This is a genomic window from Microbacterium pullorum (assembly GCF_014836535.1).
Classification (GTDB): domain Bacteria; phylum Actinomycetota; class Actinomycetes; order Actinomycetales; family Microbacteriaceae; genus Microbacterium; species Microbacterium pullorum.
This window is the reverse complement of sequence record NZ_JACSQP010000002.1, coordinates 147,503-167,103: the sequence shown is the minus strand read 5'-3', so window position 1 is coordinate 167,103 and position 19,601 is coordinate 147,503. Positions and strand designations below refer to the sequence as shown.

At 69.5% G+C, this 19,601-nt stretch carries 19 protein-coding genes and 1 tRNA gene; 13 read left to right on the top strand and 7 right to left on the bottom strand.

Features of this window, described 5'->3' with window-relative positions:
- Positions 1-66: 66 nt before the first annotated feature.
- Complete coding sequence (locus H9651_RS03420) at positions 67-513, bottom strand: pyridoxamine 5'-phosphate oxidase family protein (RefSeq protein WP_191717705.1); 447 nt, start codon at positions 511-513, stop codon at positions 67-69.
- A 50-nt stretch (positions 514-563) separates the two neighbouring features.
- Complete coding sequence (locus H9651_RS03415; RefSeq protein WP_225216417.1) at positions 564-746, bottom strand: hypothetical protein; 183 nt, start codon at positions 744-746, stop codon at positions 564-566.
- Between the two features lie 166 nt (positions 747-912).
- Between H9651_RS03415 and H9651_RS03410 the strand changes: the two genes are divergently transcribed.
- Positions 913-2,076, top strand: a complete 1,164-nt coding sequence (locus tag H9651_RS03410; protein ID WP_191717703.1) for a polymer-forming cytoskeletal protein — start codon at positions 913-915, stop codon at positions 2,074-2,076.
- 50 nt (positions 2,077-2,126) lie between these two features.
- Positions 2,127-3,344, top strand: coding sequence for a wax ester/triacylglycerol synthase domain-containing protein (locus H9651_RS03405; protein WP_191717702.1), 1,218 nt, complete (start codon positions 2,127-2,129; stop codon positions 3,342-3,344).
- Positions 3,345-3,458: 114 nt separating this feature from the next.
- On the opposite strand, the gene H9651_RS03400 is transcribed toward H9651_RS03405, so the two are convergent.
- The 3 genes from H9651_RS03400 to H9651_RS03390 all read right to left on the bottom strand — a co-directional run bounded on the left by H9651_RS03400 (position 3,459) and on the right by H9651_RS03390 (position 5,164).
- A complete protein-coding gene (locus H9651_RS03400) occupies positions 3,459-3,626 on the bottom strand; it encodes a hypothetical protein (protein ID WP_191717701.1) in 168 nt (55 codons plus the stop codon).
- A 94-nt stretch (positions 3,627-3,720) separates the two neighbouring features.
- The gene (locus H9651_RS03395; protein ID WP_191717700.1) at positions 3,721-4,311 is read right to left on the bottom strand and encodes a hypothetical protein; all 591 of its coding nucleotides are present in this window, start codon (positions 4,309-4,311) and stop codon (positions 3,721-3,723) included.
- A 25-nt stretch (positions 4,312-4,336) separates the two neighbouring features.
- Positions 4,337-5,164, bottom strand: a complete 828-nt coding sequence (locus tag H9651_RS03390) for an inositol monophosphatase family protein (RefSeq protein ID WP_318244742.1) — start codon at positions 5,162-5,164, stop codon at positions 4,337-4,339.
- Positions 5,165-5,257: 93 nt separating this feature from the next.
- Here H9651_RS03390 and H9651_RS03385 point away from each other — a divergent pair.
- Positions 5,258-5,330 (top strand) — tRNA-Lys (locus H9651_RS03385).
- Between the two features lie 57 nt (positions 5,331-5,387).
- On the opposite strand, the gene H9651_RS03380 is transcribed toward H9651_RS03385, so the two are convergent.
- A complete protein-coding gene (locus tag H9651_RS03380; protein WP_191717698.1) occupies positions 5,388-6,179 on the bottom strand; it encodes an IclR family transcriptional regulator in 792 nt (263 codons plus the stop codon).
- 105 nt (positions 6,180-6,284) lie between these two features.
- On the opposite strand from H9651_RS03380, the gene H9651_RS03375 reads away from it, so the two are divergent.
- From H9651_RS03375 to H9651_RS03365, 3 genes are read left to right on the top strand one after another with little or no spacing between them, the layout of a single operon-like run.
- A complete protein-coding gene (locus tag H9651_RS03375) occupies positions 6,285-7,061 on the top strand; it encodes a CoA transferase subunit A (RefSeq protein WP_191717697.1) in 777 nt (258 codons plus the stop codon).
- Positions 7,062-7,065: 4 nt separating this feature from the next.
- Complete coding sequence (locus H9651_RS03370; RefSeq protein ID WP_318244741.1) at positions 7,066-7,719, top strand: CoA transferase subunit B; 654 nt, start codon at positions 7,066-7,068, stop codon at positions 7,717-7,719.
- A complete protein-coding gene (locus H9651_RS03365) occupies positions 7,716-8,900 on the top strand; it encodes an acetyl-CoA C-acetyltransferase (protein ID WP_191717696.1) in 1,185 nt (394 codons plus the stop codon). Before H9651_RS03370 ends, H9651_RS03365 begins: the two co-directional genes overlap by 4 nt.
- A gap of 2 nt (positions 8,901-8,902) precedes the next feature.
- Here the strand turns inward: H9651_RS03365 and H9651_RS03360 are convergent, their stop codons facing one another.
- On the bottom strand, positions 8,903-9,166 hold the full coding sequence (locus H9651_RS03360) for a hypothetical protein (protein WP_191717695.1): 264 nt from the start codon (positions 9,164-9,166) through the stop codon (positions 8,903-8,905).
- 131 nt (positions 9,167-9,297) lie between these two features.
- Here H9651_RS03360 and otsA point away from each other — a divergent pair, with 131 nt between their 5' ends.
- The 7 genes from otsA to adhE all read left to right on the top strand — a co-directional run bounded on the left by otsA (position 9,298) and on the right by adhE (position 19,575).
- Positions 9,298-10,713, top strand: a complete 1,416-nt coding sequence (gene otsA, locus H9651_RS03355; RefSeq protein WP_191717694.1) for an alpha,alpha-trehalose-phosphate synthase (UDP-forming) — start codon at positions 9,298-9,300, stop codon at positions 10,711-10,713.
- Positions 10,710-11,492, top strand: coding sequence for a trehalose-phosphatase (gene otsB / locus H9651_RS03350; RefSeq protein WP_191717693.1), 783 nt, complete (start codon positions 10,710-10,712; stop codon positions 11,490-11,492). Before otsA ends, otsB begins: the two co-directional genes overlap by 4 nt.
- A 57-nt stretch (positions 11,493-11,549) precedes the next feature.
- A complete protein-coding gene (gene ilvD / locus H9651_RS03345) occupies positions 11,550-13,256 on the top strand; it encodes a dihydroxy-acid dehydratase (protein WP_191717692.1) in 1,707 nt (568 codons plus the stop codon).
- Between the two features lie 35 nt (positions 13,257-13,291).
- Positions 13,292-15,097: an acetolactate synthase large subunit gene (locus H9651_RS03340; RefSeq protein ID WP_191717691.1), complete on the top strand. Its 1,806-nt coding sequence runs from the start codon at positions 13,292-13,294 to the stop codon at positions 15,095-15,097.
- 2 nt (positions 15,098-15,099) lie between these two features.
- Complete coding sequence (ilvN, locus tag H9651_RS03335; RefSeq protein ID WP_191717690.1) at positions 15,100-15,609, top strand: acetolactate synthase small subunit; 510 nt, start codon at positions 15,100-15,102, stop codon at positions 15,607-15,609.
- Positions 15,610-15,642: 33 nt separating this feature from the next.
- Entirely contained in the window at positions 15,643-16,668 is a 1,026-nt protein-coding gene (gene ilvC, locus H9651_RS03330) for a ketol-acid reductoisomerase (protein WP_191717689.1), read from the top strand.
- 165 nt (positions 16,669-16,833) lie between these two features.
- Entirely contained in the window at positions 16,834-19,575 is a 2,742-nt protein-coding gene (gene adhE, locus H9651_RS03325) for a bifunctional acetaldehyde-CoA/alcohol dehydrogenase (protein ID WP_191717688.1), read from the top strand.
- Positions 19,576-19,601 lie beyond the last annotated feature (26 nt).

Sequence of the window (19,601 nt, the reverse complement as noted above, 5' to 3'; positions counted from 1 at the left end):
AAGCACTCCGCGGCGCAACGATCGGACCCTCGAGGCGCGCGATGTCGATGCCAACATCGAGGCCGTTCAGGAATCGTCTGCCGAGGCGACGTAACGGTCGGGTTCAGGTGACCGCGCGAAGCGCCGACCGCTGATCATCGTCGGCGAGATGCTGACCCATCGATACTTGAGCGTGGGGATCCACGACACCAGCATGAGGGCGTCTGCCTCGTCGATCTCCCGCTGCAACTCGATGCGACGCGCGTTGCCCTTCACCACGACGCTCGCGGCGAAGGAGTCGTCGTGCTCATCCACTTCGAATGCGACGCGCCTGTTGGCGGTGAGCTGACTGAGTTTCGAACCCGGTGCCGTTCTGAACAGGATCCGGGGACCGTCGACGACGTAATTGACCGGCAGGATCTCCGGTTGCCCCTGCGCGGAAACGGCGAGATGCCCGAGTTCACCGCGAGCGAGAAGATCCCAGCACTGATCCTCGCTGAGAACGGTGATGACATCGTCGTGCGAAGTCACCATGTCTTCCCCCCTTCACCCACCGGGATGATCCAGATGGCCAGTCAGCTCCGTCAGGCACCCAGCGCCTCGAGGACGAGGTACGTCAGGTAAACGGGCCACACGGCAGCCTGCAGCAACCCGAGCACCACCTGCCAGAACCCGCCGCCCGACCGCGAGACGAAGTAGATGGCGGCACCGATGTAGGCCAAGAGAAAGAACGACCCCCATACGCCGCTGCTGTCAGTGATCTGCACAGTCCTGCCGCGCTCGGTCATCTCGTCCTCCCCGGTGCCGCCTGGGACATACTGTGGGCGCTCGACGCGCCGCCCAGCGGGACGAAGGTCCCACGGTTCCTTGCGTGACGATCGCGCAGGGACTTAAGGCCCGCGCCCGCTCCCAGGCAGCGCGCAGACTGCGCCCATGCCTACTGCTGCGAAACCATCGATGAAGCGCGTGAAGCGCGTGAAGCGCGTCAGGGCGCTCATAGCCCTGGCGCTGGGGCTCGGCATCCTCGGTATCGCGTCGGGGGGCGCAGCGGTGGCCGCACCCGGGCCGGCCGTGATCGCCGATGACGGTGAAGGGCCACAGTTCTTCAGCGGCGTGCTCGTCGAGGTCTCAGACGACGTCGTGGGCGACGTCTACGCCGCGGGGCAGACGATCACGATCAGCGGGGACGTCACCGGCGACGTCATCGCCGCAGCCCAGACCATCACCATCACGGGGACGGTCGACGGAGACGTGCGCCTGGCGGGGCAGGACGTCACGATCAGTGGGCAGGTGACGCGAAGCGGCACCGTGTTCGCCGCGACCATCACGCTCTCCGATGCCGGCGCTCTGGGCGGTGACCTCGTCGGGGCGGCGGCCGACGTCTCGATCGGCGGGGACATCGGGCGGGACGTGTTCCTCAGCGTCAACAGGCTCTCCATCGACGGGTCGGTGGGCGGTGATGTGACCTACTACAGCGACAATGAGGCGGCCATCGCCGACGGCGCCGTGGCCGGGGCGTCCGAACGGATCGCCCCGCCCCAACGGGAGCGCGCCGAGCTGTCGCCCTGGCTGCTGTTCGCCGGGTGGCTGGTGGGCGTGCTCTACGCGCTGGTTGCGCTGAGCCTGGTCATGCTGCTGGCGGGCCTGCTGATTCCGCGTTGGTTGACGCGGGTGACCGATCACCTCGTGCCGGCGCCGTGGAAAGCCCTGCTGGTGGGGTTCGTGGCATCCATCACCGTCCCGCTCGTGCTGGTGATGCTGCTGATCACGGTGGTCGGCGCGCCGCTGGGGTTGGCCGGCCTGCTGGTGTGGCTCGTCCTGACGCTGGCGACGTTCATCTACAGCGCGTTCTACCTCGGCCGACTCATCTTCCGCGGCCCGGTGCACGCGGTGGTGAAGGCGCTCGTGGGCGGGCTCATCCTCATCGTGGCGCTGCAGATCCCCTGGCTCAACATCCTGGTCTGGCTCGCCATGGTCTTCTTCGGGTTGGGCGCGCAGCTGCTGGAGTTCGCCCGCCAACGGCCGTGGCGCCCCGACGGGGCGCCCGTGGCTGAGGGCACCGCCGTCGATCCGCCTGTCGTGGCGGGACACCCGTGAGGCCGGCGTCGATCGGCACTGTTCTTCCGGCGGTCGATGAGGCCAATCTGGTGCTGGACCATCCCGGCCAGGTGAACGTGTTCCTCGCCGCGGGGCTGCTGAGTGCGGGCGGCTTCCTCGGCGACGACGGCAAGCTGGACATCACCCGCCTGCGCGCCACGCTCGGACAGCGGATCGCGCAGATCCCGGCGCTGCGCCGGAGAGTCGTCTCGAGGAGGGGTCGTCGGCACGTCTGGGTCGCGGCCACGCCGGATCTGCGCGAGCATGTCCGATCCGCACCGCCACTGAGTGATCGCCGTGACCTCGAGACCTGGTGCGGTCATCTCATGGCCGTACCCCTTCCCCGGCAACGGCCGCTGTGGGAACTGCTCGTCGCACCCTTCGAAGCGGGACGGGCGGCTTTCGTGCTGCGTGTTCATCACTCGATCGCAGACGGCATCGCCGCGATCGACCTCGCACGCCGGCTCCTGGGCGATGACGATGCCGCGGCGGCCCCGCCGGTCTCACGTCGACCCCCGGACGAGAAACCTCGCCCGATCCGGGCGGGAAGAGGGTTCCTCGGGGGCGTGCGGCGTACCGTTCGCATGATCCATGCCGACTCGGTTCCGAAGACGGTGCTCGTCGGCCGCCGCAGCGTGTCGCACGGGGTGGCGTTCGTGCACACCGATCTGTCCGCGCTGCAGAAGGCTGCCCGGGAGAGTGGGGCGACCGTCAACGACGCGCTGCTGGCGGCGATGGCCTGCGGATTGCGGGCTGCGCTCGTCTCCGCCGGAGAACCCGTCCCCGCCGAGTTGCCGGTGTCGGTCCCCGTCGCCCTGCCGCGGCGTGGCGCGGCGGCCAATCAGGTCGGCGTGATGCTCGTTCGGGTGCCGTTGGGCTCGATGTCACCGGCGGAGCGACTGGAGCGGATCGCGGGTCAGACCCGGCGGGAGCTCACCCAGGCACGAACGCAGGGCACGCTGGAGTTGATGCGCGGGCCGCTGGCTGCCGGGCTGCTCGACCGACTCGCTCGTCATCAACACCTGGTCGCGGGATTCCTCACCAACGTCGTCGGGCCGACCGAGGCGCTCCGGCTTGCCGGCGCGCCGGTCGAGGCGGTGTGGCCGGTCGGGGTGATCGCCGGCAACGTGCGCGTCGGCGTCGCTGCGGTCTCCTACGCGGGGGGCGTGTTCTGCAGCGTGCATTTCGACGCCGCGGCGGTGTCCGGAAGCACCATCGCCTCGGCGATGCAGCGAGAACTCGCCGTGCTGGCGCGGGCTTCGTCCTGATCATCGCCGAACGCCGCCATGCACACAGCGGGCGAACGCGACGGAATCGCCGACCACGCACGAAGCCCCCGGCACGCGGCCGAGGGCTTCGTCATCTCCACCTCGCGGCGGTCGTCAGGCCTGTTCGTCCTCTTCGGGTTCGAAGGTCGATCCCTCATCGGTGACACCGGCGGCGACCCCGTCGGGGTCTGCGGGGATCGTCCCGTCCTGACCGAGCCCGCCGGGCTTGGTGGTGCCGTCTTCGCCTTCGGCGCTCTGCGCGCCCGATGCGTCGCGGTTCATGTGTGACTCCCTCGATCGGAAGAGCCAACGTACGCCGCGCGGCGGGACCGCCGCACCCGGGTTGACAAGCGCGCGCTCACGCGCGCCCTCGCGTTCAGCCGACGGGATTCTCGATCAGCAGCAGGCTCTGCTTGGTGTCGGCGAGCGTCACCCAGCCGTCGCCGAACAGGTAGGTCATGCCGTAGCCCTCGGCATCGGTCGCAAGCGCCATCTGCGGGCTCTCGCTGATGTAGACCCCGGCGTCGCCGTTCTCGCGCACCCACCCGGCCGAGAGCAGTTCCTCCTGGGCATCCTGGGCATCCTTGGCGTCGATCGGCGCCCAGCCGAAGATCTGCATCGGACCACCGGGAACGGCGAAGTCGGCCCACTGGCATTGGATGCCGTCGGGCACCGCGGCCGCCCCGATCGCGAACGGTTCTTCGCGGGAGGTCCATCCCAGTGACTCGAACCCCTCGACGGTGGCGGGGGAGATCAGGGCGGAGCAGTCGGGGGCCGCGACCGGCTCGGAGGTCTTCTCCGGCTCGGGTGTGGCGGTGGGGGACGACGTGTCCGCCGACCCCACCGTGGGAGCGGGGGTGCCGCTGGGGACCTCGGGTTCCGGCGTCGCGCACGCGGTGAACACGAGGGCGGCGGTGAAGAGGAGGGCGGTGGCGGCAGCGGGGCGGCGAAGGCGCGGCGAAGGCATCGGGGGGTTCCGTCGGGGTCGGGGGTCAGGCGGGGGAGTGGAGCAGGCGGAGGAAATCGTCGTGGAGGATGCCGTTGGTCGCAAGCGCGGACAGCTCGGAGATCGAGTCGTTGCCGTCGAACGACGTGAACCGCCCCCCGGCTTCGGTGATGATGGGCACGAGCGCGGCGATGTCGTACGGCTTCACGTCGAATTCGGCCACGAACTCCAACCGCCCCTCGGCCAGCAGCATGTACGGCCAGGCGTCGCCATAGCCGCGGTCACGCCAGACGGCGCGGGTGAGACGCAGCAGCGGGTCGATGTGGCCGGCGTCGTCCCACTGGGTGATGCTCTGGAAGCTGGCGCTGGCTTCGGCGATCGAGTCGACCCCCGACACAGCGAGGCGGCGGTGACCACCCGCGGGGGCGTTCGTCCACGCCCCGAGACCGGTGGCGGCCCACCAGCGCCGGCCGATCGCCGGCTGGCTGGCGACGCCGACGCGCGGCACCCCGTCGATCGCGAGCGCGATGAGGGTCGTCCACATCGGGATGCCCTTGAGATAGTTCGCCGTGCCGTCGATCGGATCGATGATCCACTGGCGGCGGGAGTCGCCGCTCGTTCCGAACTCCTCGCCGAGGATTCCGTCGTCGGGTCGCTCGCTCTCGAGCAGGCCGCGAATGACGCGTTCGGTGGCGAGGTCCGCCTCCGTCACGTGCGAGGAATCCGCCTTCACGTCGATCTCGAGATCGGCGGCATCGAATCTGGCCATCGAGACGGCATCCGCAGCATCGGCCAGGCGTCGGGCAAGGGCCAGGTCGGCGGCCAGATCCCCCTCGAACGGCGCAAGCCAGGGGGAGGGAGGGGTGAGGGGCACGTACCCAACGATACCGGCGTGCGTCTGCCTCGATTGGCGAATACCGGTGTCGTGATGGTAACGTTGTCCCTCGGTTCGGGTCATCCGAATTACGCACCTCTAGCTCAATCGGCAGAGCAACTGACTCTTAATCAGTGGGTTCTGGGTTCGAGTCCCAGGGGGTGCACGGATAGGCCCCGCACACTCTCGCCAGTGGTGCGGGGCCTTTCTCTTTTCCCCGTTCTCAGGGGCGGGAAGCCGCGATGCGCGACGACAGCTGATGGGCGTGGGCGAGGAGCGTGCGCCCGAGCGTCGGCAGCCGGTCGGGGGAGAAGCGGAACTGCACACCGGTGAGGCTGAGCGCCCATTCCGGGCGGCCGGCGCGGTCGAACACCGCTGCACCCATGCCCCAGGATCCCTCGACGATGAGCCCGGGGTTCACCGCGTACCCACGGTCGCGGGTGTCGGCCAGGCGTGTGCGCATGGCGGCGGCCGCGTGGCGCGAACCGAACCGCGCCGGCAGATCCGAGTGCCGTGACAGGTACGCCTCGACGTCGTCGTCGGGCAGGAACGCCAGAATCGCGAGCCCTGCGGATGCCACACCCAGCGGAAAGCGCACCCCCTCGCTCAGCACGAACGACCGGATGGGGAAGGCGCCCTCTTCACGCAGCAGGCACACCGTCTCGTCGCCGCGGCGCACCGAGAGGAACGCACTCTCTTCGGTCGTGATCGCGAGGGAGCGCACGATGTCGCGAGCGATGTCGGTGATGTCGTAGCGCGCTGCTGCCACCGAACCCATCAGGAACAGCTCCGGACCCGGCATCCACCTCGCCGAATCGGCGTCTTGATCGACCAGGCCCTCGGCCCGCAGCGCGCTGAGCAGGCGATGCGCCGTCGAACGCGAGAGGTCGGCGTCGTGGGCCAGCCGCTGCAGGGCGGCGCCGTCGGCTCCCGCAGAAGTGACGAGGCGCAGGAGCCGCGCCGCGCGTGCCACGGTCTGGGCGCCGGCGACCGCCGCGCGCGGTGATGTGTCCACATAGTGGACGCTATGGCGTCACGTGCCCACATGGCAATGGTGCGGTGGCCGCCGGCAGCGCACCCCCGCAGGCTGGGAGGACCCGTGGCCCACAAAGGAGTGCGCGTGATCGACAAGACCATCCCGTCGGCAGCTGAAGCCGTCGCCGACATCCCCGACGGAGCGTCGCTGGCGGTGGGGGGATTCGGGCTGTCCGGCAACCCGATCGCCCTCATCGACGCGCTGCTCGCGCAGGGCACCCGCGACCTCTCCGTCGTCTCCAACAACTGCGGCGTCGACGACTGGGGTCTCGGCGTGCTGCTGAACGCCCGGCGCATCCGCAAGATGACGTCGTCGTACGTGGGCGAGAACAAGGAGTTCGAGCGCCGGTTCCTCAGCGGCGAACTGGAACTCGAACTCACCCCGCAGGGCACGCTGGCCGAGAAACTGCGTGCCGGGGGCGCGGGCATCGCCGCGTTCTACACGCAGACCGGCGTCGGTACCCAGGTCGCCGAAGGCGGGCTGCCGCGCCGTTACGACGGCGCGGGCGGGGTCGCCGCAGCATCCCCCGCGAAGGACGTGCGCACGTTCGAGACCACCGGCACGGCGCTGCCGTACGTGCTGGAAGAGGCGATCATCACCGACTTCGCGCTCGTGCACGCCGCACGCGGTGACACCCACGGCAACCTGGTCTTCCACAAGGCTGCCCGCAATTTCAATCCGCTCGCCGCGATGGCCGGGCGTGTCTGCATCGCGCAGGTCGAAGAACTGGTGCAGCCGGGCGAAATCGATCCCGACGACGTGCACCTGCCGGGCATCTACGTGCACCGCATCGTGACGGTCGGCACCGGCATCACCAAGCGCATCGAGCGACGCACCGTGCGCACGGCAGAAGGGCAGTGAGGTCGTGGCGCTGACCCGCGATGAGATGGCCGCCCGCGCGGCCCGGGAACTGACCGACGGATCGTACGTGAACCTCGGCATCGGGCTGCCCACACTCGTGCCCAACCATGTGCCCGCAGACGTGACGGTCGTGCTGCAGTCCGAGAACGGCATCCTCGGGGTCGGTCCGTATCCGACCGAAGACGAGGTGGATGCCGATCTCATCAACGCCGGAAAGGAGACGGTCACGGTGCTGCCGGGGGCGGCGTACTTCGATTCCGCGCTGAGCTTCGGCATGATCCGCGGCGGCAAGATCGACGCCGCGATCCTGGGCGCCATGCAGGTGTCGCGCACCGGGGACCTGGCGAACTGGATGATCCCCGGAAAGATGGTGAAAGGGCCCGGCGGAGCCATGGACCTCGTGCACGGGGCCGCGCGGGTCATCGTGCTGATGGAGCACGTCGCCCGTGACGGCTCACCCAAGATCGTCGACGAATGCTCGCTGCCGCTGACCGGGCGAGGCGTCGTCGACCGCATCATCACCGACCTGGCCGTCATCGACGTGACCGACGCCGGCCTCGTGCTGGTCGAGACCGCGCCGGGCGTCACGGTCGCCGAGATCGTCGCCGCGACGCAGCCGCCGCTCATCGTCGCCTGCACTCCTAGGGTGGAAGCATGAACCACGAAGACGTCGTCATCGTCGCCGCCGCACGCACGCCGCAGGGTCGGCTGAAGGGGCAGCTCGCCACCCTCAGCGCCGCAGAACTCGGCGCCATCGCCATTCGCGGGGCGCTCGAGCGGGGAGGGATCGCGGCGGATGCCGTCGACGCCGTGGTCGTCGGGCAGGTGCTGCCCGCGGGCGCCGGTCAGAACCCCGCACGCCAGGCCGCGATCGGTGCCGGACTCGGCTGGGCCGTGCCGGCCGCCTCGGTCAACAAGGTGTGCCTGTCGGGTCTGTCGGCGATCATCGACGCGAAGCGCATGATCCTCACCGGCGATGCCCGCGTGGTCGTCGCCGCCGGCATGGAGTCGATGACGCAGGCGCCGCACCTGCTGATGGGCTCCCGCGACGGCTGGACCTACGGCAGCGTTGAGGTGCTCGATCACATGGCCCACGATGGACTGACCGACGCCTACGACCGCGAGAGCATGGGCGCATCGACCGAGCGGCACAACGGCCCGCTCGGCATCACGCGGGAGGCGCAGGACCACGTGGCCGCGCTCTCGCACCAGCGCGCCGCCGCGGCGCAACAGGCCGGCATCTTCGACGACGAGATCGTGCCGGTGCCCGTGCCTCAGCGCCGCGGTGAGCCGGTGCTGGTCACCCGCGACGAAGGCGTGCGCGCGGAGACGACGACCGAGACGCTCGCGAAGCTCCGCCCCGCGTTCGCGACCGACGGCACGATAACCGCGGGCAACGCGTCGCAGATCTCCGACGGCGCGTCGGCGGTGGTGCTCACCACGCGCAGCCACGCCGATGATCAGGGCTGGGAGGTGCTGGCGGTCGTCGGCGCCTCAGGTCAGGTCGCCGGCCCCGACAACTCGCTGCACTCCCAGCCCGCGCGCGCGATCGAGCAGGCACTCGGGAAGCAGGGCATCGCGGCATCCGCCCTCGACGTCGTCGAGATCAACGAGGCGTTCGGGGCGGTCGTGGCGCAGTCGCAGGCCGAACTCGGGCTGAGCGAAGACGTCGTCAACATCCACGGCGGCGGCATCGCGATCGGCCACCCGATCGGCGCCAGCGGCAACCGCCTCGTGGTGCACGCGGTGCACGAGCTGATGCGCCGCGGCAGTGGCACCGCCGCGGTGGCACTGTGCGGCGGCGGCGGTCAGGGTGACGCGCTGATCCTCACTCGCTGAGTTCAGGCGGACTTCTTCAGACGCTGCGTGAGCAGCTTCTGCTGCTGCTTTCCCGAGGCGGGGGAGTCCCCGGCGACGAGGTGACCGCGCTTGGCGCGGCGCGTGTCGACGACGGCGCCGATCGCCAGCGCCAGGGTGATGCCCCAGCTGAGCCAGGCCAGCGCCGTGCGCCACGTGAACGGTTCGTCGTTGCGGAGGCCTCGGAGCAGCGTGATGCCGCCGGTGATCGCGGTGAGCAGTCCGGAGCGGAGGAGGTAGGCGCGCATGTGGTCACGCTATCGCGCCGCCGGAGCGCCCGAGCGGGTATTGACAGACGAGCGCTGCGGGCGCAACCCCCGGAAGCCGGTGAAGCGGCGGGATAGCCTGGAAGCCCCGCCTGCAATACGGAGGAACACCCATGGGTACTGCTGATTTCATCGTCGTCGCCAACCGACTTCCCGTCGATCGTTCGGGGACGGAAGAGGGTGAGGAGCAGTGGCGCCCATCGCCGGGGGGCCTGGTGACGGCTCTCAACCCGGTGATGCGTCAGGCCGACGGCGCGTGGGTCGGCTGGCCGGGCCAGGCCGACCTCGAGGTCGAGCCGTTCGAATTCGACGGCATGCAGCTGGTGCCCGTCGCCCTCAGCGCCGAAGACGTGGAGCTGTACTACGAGGGCTTCTCCAACGACACCATCTGGCCGCTCTACCACGACGTCATCGCCGCGCCCCGCTACCGTCGCGAGTGGTGGCAGGCCTATGTGCGGGTCAACCGCCGCTTCGCCGAGGCCGCCGCCGACGCCGCGGCCGAAGGCGCCACGGTGTGGGTGCAGGACTACCAGCTGCAGCTCGTGCCCCGCATGCTGCGCGAGCTGCGCCCCGACCTCGTGATCGGGTACTTCCACCACATCCCGTTCCCGGCATACGGCCTCTACTCGCAGCTGCCCTGGCGTCGCCAGGTGCTGGAGGGCCTGCTGGGCGCCGACGTGATCGGATTCCAGCGGGTCGCCGACGCCAGCAACTTCGCCCGGGCGGTCCGGCGGCAGCTGCGCTATGACACCAAGGCCAGCGGCATCCGCGTGCCCACCGAAGACGGCGGTGCGCGCCTCGCGCTCGCCAAGGCGTTCCCGATCTCCATCGACGCGGAGGAATACATCCGCCTCGCGCAGCGCCCCGACATCGTCGCGCGCGCCGCGGAGATCCGTGAGAGCCTCGGCAACCCGAAGAAGGTGCTGCTGGGCGTCGATCGCCTGGACTACACCAAGGGCATCCGCCACCGGATGAAGGCGTTCGGCGAGCTGCTCCAAGACGGGCGTCTGGCCGTCGAAGACGTCACCATGGTGCAGGTGGCCAGCCCCAGCCGAGAGCGCGTCGCCGCCTACGTGCACCTGCGCGACGAGATCGAGCAGACGGTGGGCCGCATCAACGGCGACTTCGACACGATGGACCACACCGCGATCCGGTACCTGCACCAGGCGTTCCCCCGAGAAGAGATGGTCGCGCTGTACCTCGCGGCCGACGTCATGCTGGTCACCGCGCTCCGCGACGGCATGAACCTCGTCGCGAAGGAGTACGTCGCCTCTCGCGTCGACAACCGCGGCGTGCTCGTGCTGAGCGAGTTCGCCGGCGCCGCCGACGAACTCGGTACGGCGCTGCGCATCAACCCCCATGACATCGAGGGGGTCAAGGATGCCATCGTGCGGGCGGTGGAGATGCCCGCCGCCGAGCAGGGGCGCCGCATGCGGAGCCTGCGCAAGAAGGTGAGGGACCACGACGTGTCGGATTGGTCGAGCGAGTTCCTGGAGGCGCTGGACGCCGTGCGGCGGTCGCGCTCATGACCGACGCACTCGCGCAGAAGCTCGCCCCGCTCGCCCAGACGCCCCGGTTGCTGGTGGCCGTCGACTTCGACGGCACGCTGTCGCCCTTGGAGGACGACCCCCTGCGCTCGCGCATGCTGCCTGTCGCACGCGAGGCGGTCGAGGCCCTCGCGGCGCTGCCCGACACCGTCGTGGCGCTCGTGTCGGGGCGGAGCCTGGTGGACCTGCGTGTCATCGCCGAGCACGACGACGCGTCGCCGCTGTGGCTGGCGGGGTCGCACGGCGCGGAGTACTGGGAGCCCGGATCCGGCGCGCGGGAGCCCCAGGACGACCCCGGCGACGTGGAACTGCGCGACCGCCTGCGCAACCACGCGGAGCAGGCCACCGCGCACCTGGCCGGCGTCTGGATCGAGCCGAAGACGTTCGGGCTCGGCGTGCACACCCGGCGCTCCACCGCAGCGGATGCCGCGGAGGCGAACCGCATCGTCGACGACCTCGTGCACGCCGAGGCAGCGCACTGGCGGCGCCGCACCGGGCGCGACATCGTGGAGTACGCGTTCCGCCACGAAGGCAAAGACACCGCGGTCGCGGCGCTGCGCGAGCGCACCGGCGCGACCGCGGTGCTGTTCGCCGGCGACGACGTCACCGACGAGGACGCGCTGAAGAGCCTCGGCCCCGGCGATCTGGGCGTGCGGGTCGGCGAGGGCGAGACGGCGGCCGACGTGCGGGTCGCCGATATCGCCGCCTTCGCCGCGCTGCTGTCCCGCCTCGCAGAACTGCGGGCCGACCGGCACCGATAGCGCCCCGCCCCGTGTGCGGGGCGGTCGACCGCCTCGGGGCGGCAATAGAATGCAGCGGTGAGCCATCCCGACGAAACCATCGACATCAAGCCGCGCAGTCGCGTCGTCACCGACGGCATCGAGGCCACCACATCCCGAGGCATGCTGCGCGCCGTGGGCATGGGCGACGAAGACTGGGACAAGCCCCAGATCGGCATCGCGTCCAGCTGGAACGAGATCACCCCCTGCAATCTGAGCCTCGACCGGCTCGCGCAGGGCGCCAAGGAGGGGGTGCACGCCGGCGGCGGGTACCCGCTGCAGTTCGGCACCATCTCGGTCTCGGACGGCATCTCGATGGGCCACGAGGGCATGCACTTCTCGCTCGTGAGCCGCGAGGTCATCGCCGACTCCGTCGAGACCGTCATGATGGCCGAGCGTCTCGACGGCAGCGTGCTGCTGGCCGGCTGCGACAAGTCCATCCCCGGCATGCTCATGGCATCCGCGCGTCTGGACCTGTCCAGCGTCTTCCTCTACGCCGGCTCGATCGCGCCGGGCTGGGTCAAGCTCAGCGACGGCACCGAGAAGGACGTCACCATCATCGACTCGTTCGAGGCCGTGGGCGCGTGCCTGGCGGGCAAGATGAGCGAGGCGGACCTCAAGCGCATCGAATGCGCGATCGCCCCCGGGGAAGGCGCGTGCGGTGGCATGTACACCGCCAACACGATGGCCTCCGTCGCGGAGGCCCTCGGTCTCAGCCTGCCGGGTTCGGCGGCGCCGCCGTCGGCCGACCGTCGCCGCGACATGTTCGCCCACCGCTCCGGTGAGGCCGTGGTGAACCTGCTGAAGCTCGGCATCACGACCCGCGACATCCTGACGAAAGAGGCGTTCGAGAACGCCATCGCCCTGGCGATGGCCCTCGGCGGCTCGACCAACGTGGTGCTCCACCTCCTCGCGATCGCGAACGAGGCCGAGGTCGACCTCACGCTCCACGACTTCAACCGCATCGGCGACAAGGTGCCGCACGTGGCCGACATGAAGCCGTTCGGCAAGTACGTCATGAACGACGTCGACCGTCACGGCGGCATCCCGGTGATCATGAAGGCGATGCTCGACGAGGGCCTGCTGCACGGCGACGCGCTCACCGTCACCGGCAAGACGCTGGCCGAGAACCTGCGCGACCTCGACCCCGAGCCGATCGACGGCGAGGTCATCCACCGCTTCGACAACCCCATCCACGCCACCGGCGGCATCACGATCCTGCACGGCTCGCTCGCCCCCGAGGGGGCGGTCGTGAAGACCGCGGGCTTCGACGCCTCGGTGTTCGAGGGTCCCGCGCGGGTGTTCGAGCGCGAGCGCGGCGCGATGGACGCGCTGGAGGCGGGGGAGATCAACCCGGGCGACGTGATCGTCATCCGTTACGAGGGTCCCAAGGGCGGGCCCGGCATGCGCGAGATGCTCGCGATCACCGCCGCCATCAAGGGCGCTGGGCTCGGAAAAGATGTACTACTGTTGACGGACGGACGATTCTCAGGCGGCACAACCGGCCTGTGCATCGGCCACATAGCACCCGAAGCGGTGGACGCTGGTCCCATCGCCTTCGTGCGCGATGGTGATCTGATACGGGTCGATATCGCGGCTCGCACACTCGACCTACTCGTCGACGAGGCTGAGCTGAGTTCCCGCCGAGAAGGCTGGGAGCCCCTTCCCCCGCGCTATACCCGTGGCGTCTTGGCCAAGTACTCCAAACTCGTCCGCTCCGCCGCTGAAGGCGCGGTCACGGGTTAGGCCCGTCCGCCACCTGGATCTCGAGGTAGTTCACCATGTCCTCAGACACCGTCCCGGCCGTTCCGCGGCCACCCGCCCGCGCCGCCACGGCGGCGCCTGTCCTCACCGGGGCGCAGGCCGTCGTGCGCTCACTCGAGCTGCTGGGCGTCACCGACGTCTTCGGTCTGCCCGGCGGCGCGATCCTGCCCGTCTACGACCCGCTCATGGACACGTCGGAGATCCGGCACATCCTGGTGCGTCACGAGCAGGGCGCCGGCCACGCCGCCGAGGGCTACGCCTCGGCATCCAACAAGATCGGCGTTGCGATCGCCACGAGCGGCCCCGGCGCCACGAACCTCGTCACCGCGATCGCCGACGCCTACATGGACTCGGTGCCGATCGTGTGCATCACCGGGCAGGTGTTCTCGACCCTCATGGGCACCGACGCCTTCCAGGAGGCGGACATCGTCGGCATCACCATGCCGATCACGAAGCACTCGATCCTGGTGAAGCGGGCCGAGGAGATCCCCGGCGCCATCGCGGCGGCGTTCGAGATCGCCGGCACCGGCCGCCCGGGCCCCGTGCTCGTGGACATCACGAAGGACGCCCAGCAGGCGGAGGCGCCGTTCGTCTGGCCGCCGCGGGTCGACCTTCCCGGTTACCGGCCGGTGACGAAGGCCCACGGCAAGCAGATCCAGGCGGCGGCCCAGCTGCTGGCGACCGCCAAGAAGCCGGTGCTGTACGTCGGCGGCGGCGTGATCCGCTCGCAGGCGTCCGCCGAGCTGCTGCGCCTGGCCGAGGCCACCGGGGCGCCGGTGGTGACCACCCTCATGGCCCGCGGCGCCTTCCCCGACTCGCACCCGCAGCACCTCGGCATGCCGGGCATGCACGGCACGGTGCCGGCGGTGCTCGCGCTGCAGGAGGCCGACCTGCTGATCTCGCTCGGTGCGCGCTTCGACGACCGGGTCACCGGCAAGGCGTCGCTGTTCGCCCCGAACGCGCAGGTCGTGCACGTCGACATCGACCCGGCGGAGATCTCCAAGATCCGCACGGCCGACGTGCCGATCGTGGGCGACCTGAAGGACGTGCTCGTCGACCTCGACGGCGCGTTCGCCACCGCCACGTCGGGCGCTTCCCCCGACATCGACGAGTGGTGGTCGTACCTCGATGGCCTCCGCGACGAGTTCCCGCTCGGCTACACCGCGCCCACCGACGGTCACATGTCGCCGCAGTACGTCATCTCGCGCATCGGTGAGCTCACCGGCCCCGAGGGCGTGTTCGCAGCGGGCGTCGGCCAGCACCAGATGTGGGCGGCGCAGTTCATCAAGTACGAGCGTCCCAACTCGTGGCTCAACTCCGGCGGCGCGGGCACCATGGGCTACGCCGTGCCCGCAGCGATGGGCGCGAAGGTCGCCGAGCCCGACCGGGTGGTGTGGGCGATCGACGGCGACGGCTGCTTCCAGATGACCAATCAGGAACTGGCCACCTGCGTCATCAACAACATCCCGATCAAGGTCGCCATCATCAACAACTCCTCGCTCGGCATGGTGCGCCAGTGGCAGACGCTGTTCTACAACGGCCGCTACTCCAACACCGACCTGAACACCGGTCACGACACCGTGCGCATCCCCGACTTCGTCAAGCTCGCAGAGGCCTACGGCTGTCTCGCGCTGCGGGTGGAGAAGGAGCAAGACGTGGATGCCGCCATCAAGACGGCGCTGGAGACCAACGACCGTCCCGTCGTCATCGACTTCGTCGTGAGCGCCGACGCGATGGTGTGGCCGATGGTGCCGCAGGGCGTCAGCAACAGCTACGTCCAGTACGCCCGAGACCACGCTCCGTCGTTCGATCAGGAGGCATGAGCATGAGCAAGCATGTCCTGAGCCTCCTCGTGGAGGACAAGCCGGGTCTGCTGACCCGCGTGGCCGGGCTCTTCGCCCGCCGCGGCTTCAACATCGACTCCCTCGCCGTGGGTGTCACGGAGGTGCCGGGGCTGTCCCGCATCACCGTCGTCGTCGACGTCGAGGAGCTGCCGCTGGAGCAGGTGACCAAGCAGCTGAACAAGCTCGTGAACGTCATCAAGATCGTCGAGCTGGATGCCGCGGCCTCCGTGCAGCGCGAGCACATGCTCGTGAAGGTGCGCGCCGACAACCAGACCCGCTCGAACGTCATCGAGGTCGTGAACCTGTTCCGCGCCTCGGTGGTGGACTATGCCACCGACGCCCTCGTGATCGAAGTCACCGGCGACCGCGGCAAGGTCGACGCGTTCCTGCGCGCCGTCGAGCCGTTCGGCATCAAAGAACTCGCCCAGTCGGGCATGGTCGCGATCGGTCGCGGCGGCAAGAGCATCACCGAGCGCGTCCTGCGCGGCTGAACCCCAGAACCCCCATCCAAGGAGAAACACACCATGGCCGACATCTTCTACGACGCCGACGCCGACCTGTCGCTCATCCAGGGCAAGAAGGTCGCGATCGTCGGGTACGGCTCGCAGGGCCACGCCCACGCGCAGAACCTGCGCGACTCCGGCGTCGAGGTCGTCATCGCCCTCAAGGAGGGCTCCAAGTCCATCGCCAAGGCAGAGGAGGACGGCTTCGAGGTGAAGACCGTCGCCGACGCCGCCGAGTGGGCCGACCTCATCATGATCCTCGCGCCCGACCAGCACCAGCGCACCATCTACAACAACGAGATCGAGCCGCACCTCACCGCCGGCAAGACCCTCGCGTTCGCGCACGGGTTCAACATCCGCTTCGGCTACATCGAGGCTCCCGAGGGCGTCGACGTGATCCTCGTCGCCCCGAAGGCCCCCGGCCACACGGTGCGGCGCGAGTTCGTCGCCGGTCGCGGCATCCCCGACATCATCGCCGTCGAGAACGACGCCTCCGGCCACGCCTGGGACGTCGCGCTGTCGTACGCCAAGGCCATCGGCGGCACCCGCGCCGGCGTCATCAAGACGACGTTCACCGAAGAGACCGAGACCGACCTCTTCGGCGAGCAGGCCGTGCTCTGCGGCGGTGTGTCGCAGCTGGTGCAGTACGGCTTCGAGACGCTGACCGAGGCCGGCTACCAGCCGCAGATCGCCTACTTCGAGGTGCTGCACGAGCTCAAGCTCATCGTCGACCTCATGTGGGAGGGCGGCATCGCCAAGCAGCGCTGGTCGGTGTCGGACACCGCCGAGTACGGCGACTACGTCTCGGGCCCGCGGGTGATCGACGCGCACGTGAAGGAGAACATGCAGGCGGTCCTCGCCGACATCCGCTCCGGCGCGTTCGCGGAGCGCTTCATCAACGACCAGGACAACGGCGCGGTGGAGTTCAAGGAGCTGCGCGAGAAGGCCGCCGCGCACCCGATCGAAGCCGTCGGCAAGGACCTGCGCGCCCTGTTCTCGTGGAAGCAGCAGGACTCCGACTACGTCGAGGGCAGCGCCGCGCGCTGAGCCCGTTCGCCGGCCTGTGCGGCCGGCGCGAACCCGGCCGTCACACCCCGAACCAGGGGAGTGGCGGCCGGGTTCATCATTGCCTCTTCCTGTGGTCTGACCACAGCGCTATGCTGGGCCCAAGCAAGGGCGCGGGCATCGCGTCCGTTCCCGGGTTGGAGAGAGATGTCCCCCGAAATCGACGCACTGGTGGCCCGGGCGCAAGAGGCGCTGACCGCGTATGCGACATTCACGCAGGACCAGATCGACCACATCGTGCGCAAGGCCTCGGTGGCAGCACTCAGCCACCACGCCGACCTCGCCCTGATGGCCGTCGAAGAGACCGGGCGCGGCCTGTTCGAGGACAAGGCCGTGAAGAACATGTTCGCGTGCGAGCACGTGACCCACTCGATCATCAAGCAGCGCACGGTCGGGGTGATCTCCGTCGACGACATCACCGGCATCACCGAGATCGCCGAACCCGTCGGTGTCGTCTGCGGCATCACCCCGGTGACGAACCCCACGTCCACCACGATCTTCAAGTCGCTCATCGCGTTGAAGACCCGCAACCCCATCGTGTTCGCCTTCCACCCGTCGGCGCAGCGCTGCTCGGTGGCTGCGGCCACGGTCGTGCGCGACGCGGCGATCGCCGCCGGCGCACCCGCCGACTGCATCCAGTGGATCGCGGAGCCGTCGCTGGCGGCATCCGGTGAACTCATGAACCACCCCGGCGTCGCTCTCATCCTCGCCACCGGCGGCAACGCCATGGTGCGCGCCGCGTACTCCTGCGGCAAGCCCGCGCTCGGCGTCGGTGCGGGCAACGTCCCGGCCTTCATCGAACGCACGGCGAAGGTGGGGCGTGCGGTCAACGACGTCGTGCTGTCCAAGTCGTTCGACAACGGCATGGTCTGCGCCAGCGAGCAGGCCGTCATCCTCGACGCGCCGATCGTCGAAGAGGCGATGGCGGAGTTCGCGCGACTGCACGCCTACCTCGTGAACGCCGACGAGAAGCGGATGCTGGAAGAGCTCATCTTCGGCGTCTCGGCAGCCGATTCCTCGTGCGCCGAGGCCAAGCTCAACGCGGCGATCGTCGGCCAGCCGGCGGTGCGCATCGCGCAGATGGCCGGGTTCACGGTGCCCGAGGACACCTCGGTGCTGCTGGCCGAGGTCAGCGGCGTGGGTCCCCACGAACCGCTGACGCGGGAGAAGCTCGCCCCGGTGCTGGCTGTGCTCCACGCGGCCGACGCGCAGGAGGGCATCGACCTGTCGGAGCAGATGGTGGCCTTCGACGGCCTCGGTCACTCCGGCGCCGTCCACAGCAACGACCCCGCCGTGATCGCGGACTTCGCCGAGCGGGTGAAGGCCGTGCGCATCATCGAGAACGCCCCTTCGGCCCTGGGCGGCATCGGTGACATCTACAACGCGTTCATGCCGTCGCTGACCCTCGGCTGCGGTTCGTACGGCCGCAACTCGGTGTCGAACAACGTCTCGGCCGTGAACCTCCTCAACATCAAGCGGGTCGGGCGCCGCAACAACAACCTGCAGTGGTTCAAGGTGCCGGCCAAGACCTACTTCGAGCCCAACGCACTGCGCTACCTCATCGACATGAAGGGCATCGAACGGGTCACCGTCGTCACCGACGCCACCATGACCAAGCTCGGGTTCGTCGACCGGGTAATGGACGTGCTGGGCCGGCGGCCCAACCGGGTGCACCTGCAGATCATCGACGACGTCACCCCCGAACCCACCGTCGCGAGCGTGCAGCGGGGAGCGGCGCAGATGCGCGACTTCCAGCCCGACACGATCATCGCGCTCGGCGGCGGCTCGCCGATGGATGCCGCGAAGGTGATGTGGCTGCTCTACGAGAATCCCGACGTGCACTTCTCCGACATGCGGGAGAAGTTCTTCGACGTGCGCAAGCGTGCCTTCCGGTTCCCGGAGCTCGGGGAGAAGGCGCGGCTCGTCTGCGTGCCCACGACCTCGGGAACCGGGTCGGAGATGACGCCCTTCGCGGTGATCACCGACGACGAGACGGGCATGAAGTACCCGCTCGCCGACTACGCGCTGACCCCGTCGGTCGCAATCGTCGATCCGCTGCTGACGACGGCGCTGCCTGCATTTCTCGTCGCCGACGCCGGCTTCGACGCCCTGACCCACGCGACTGAGGCGTACGTGTCGGTCTACGCGAACGACTTCACCGACGGCCTGGCGCTGCACGCCATCAAGCTGATCTTCGAGAACATCGAGCGCAGCACCCAGGCCCCTCCCGGCAGCAGCGACGCCGCGGACATCCAGGCGCGCGAGAAGATGCACAACGCGGCATCCATCGCCGGCATGGCCTTCGGCAACGCCTTTCTCGGGATCGTGCACGCCATGGCCCACGTCACCGGATCGAAGTTCCACCTCGTGCACGGCCGCACCAACGCCATCTACCTGCCCCACGTGATCCGCTACAACGGACAGCGGCCGGCGAAGGTCACGGCATGGCCGAAGTACGAGCGCTACGTGGCACCGGAGCGCTTCCAGCAGATCGCGCAGCACCTCGGGCTCCCGGCGGCGACGCCGGAAGAGGGCGTCGAGTCGTACGCCCGGGCCGTGGAGCGGCTGCGCCGGGCCGTCGGCATCGAGGATTCGTTCCAGGCGCAGGGCGTGCCGGAGGACGCGTTCATCGGCCGACTCGAGGAGCTCGCGATGGCGGCGTACGGCGACCAGTGCGCGCCGGCGAACCCCCGCATGCCGCTGCTGGCCGACATGCGCACGCTCATGGAAGCCGCCTACTACGGCACGTCCTACGACGCGGTGCGCGCCGCACGCGCGACGGCCGCCGCAGCGGTCGACGCGGCCGAGGTGGTGCCGCTGCCGGTGGCAGCGGATGCCGCAACCGTCGAGCCCACGGTGACCCACGGTCGCAAGAAGGCCACCCGGTAACGCGCTTCCGAGCCGACAGCCCGGTC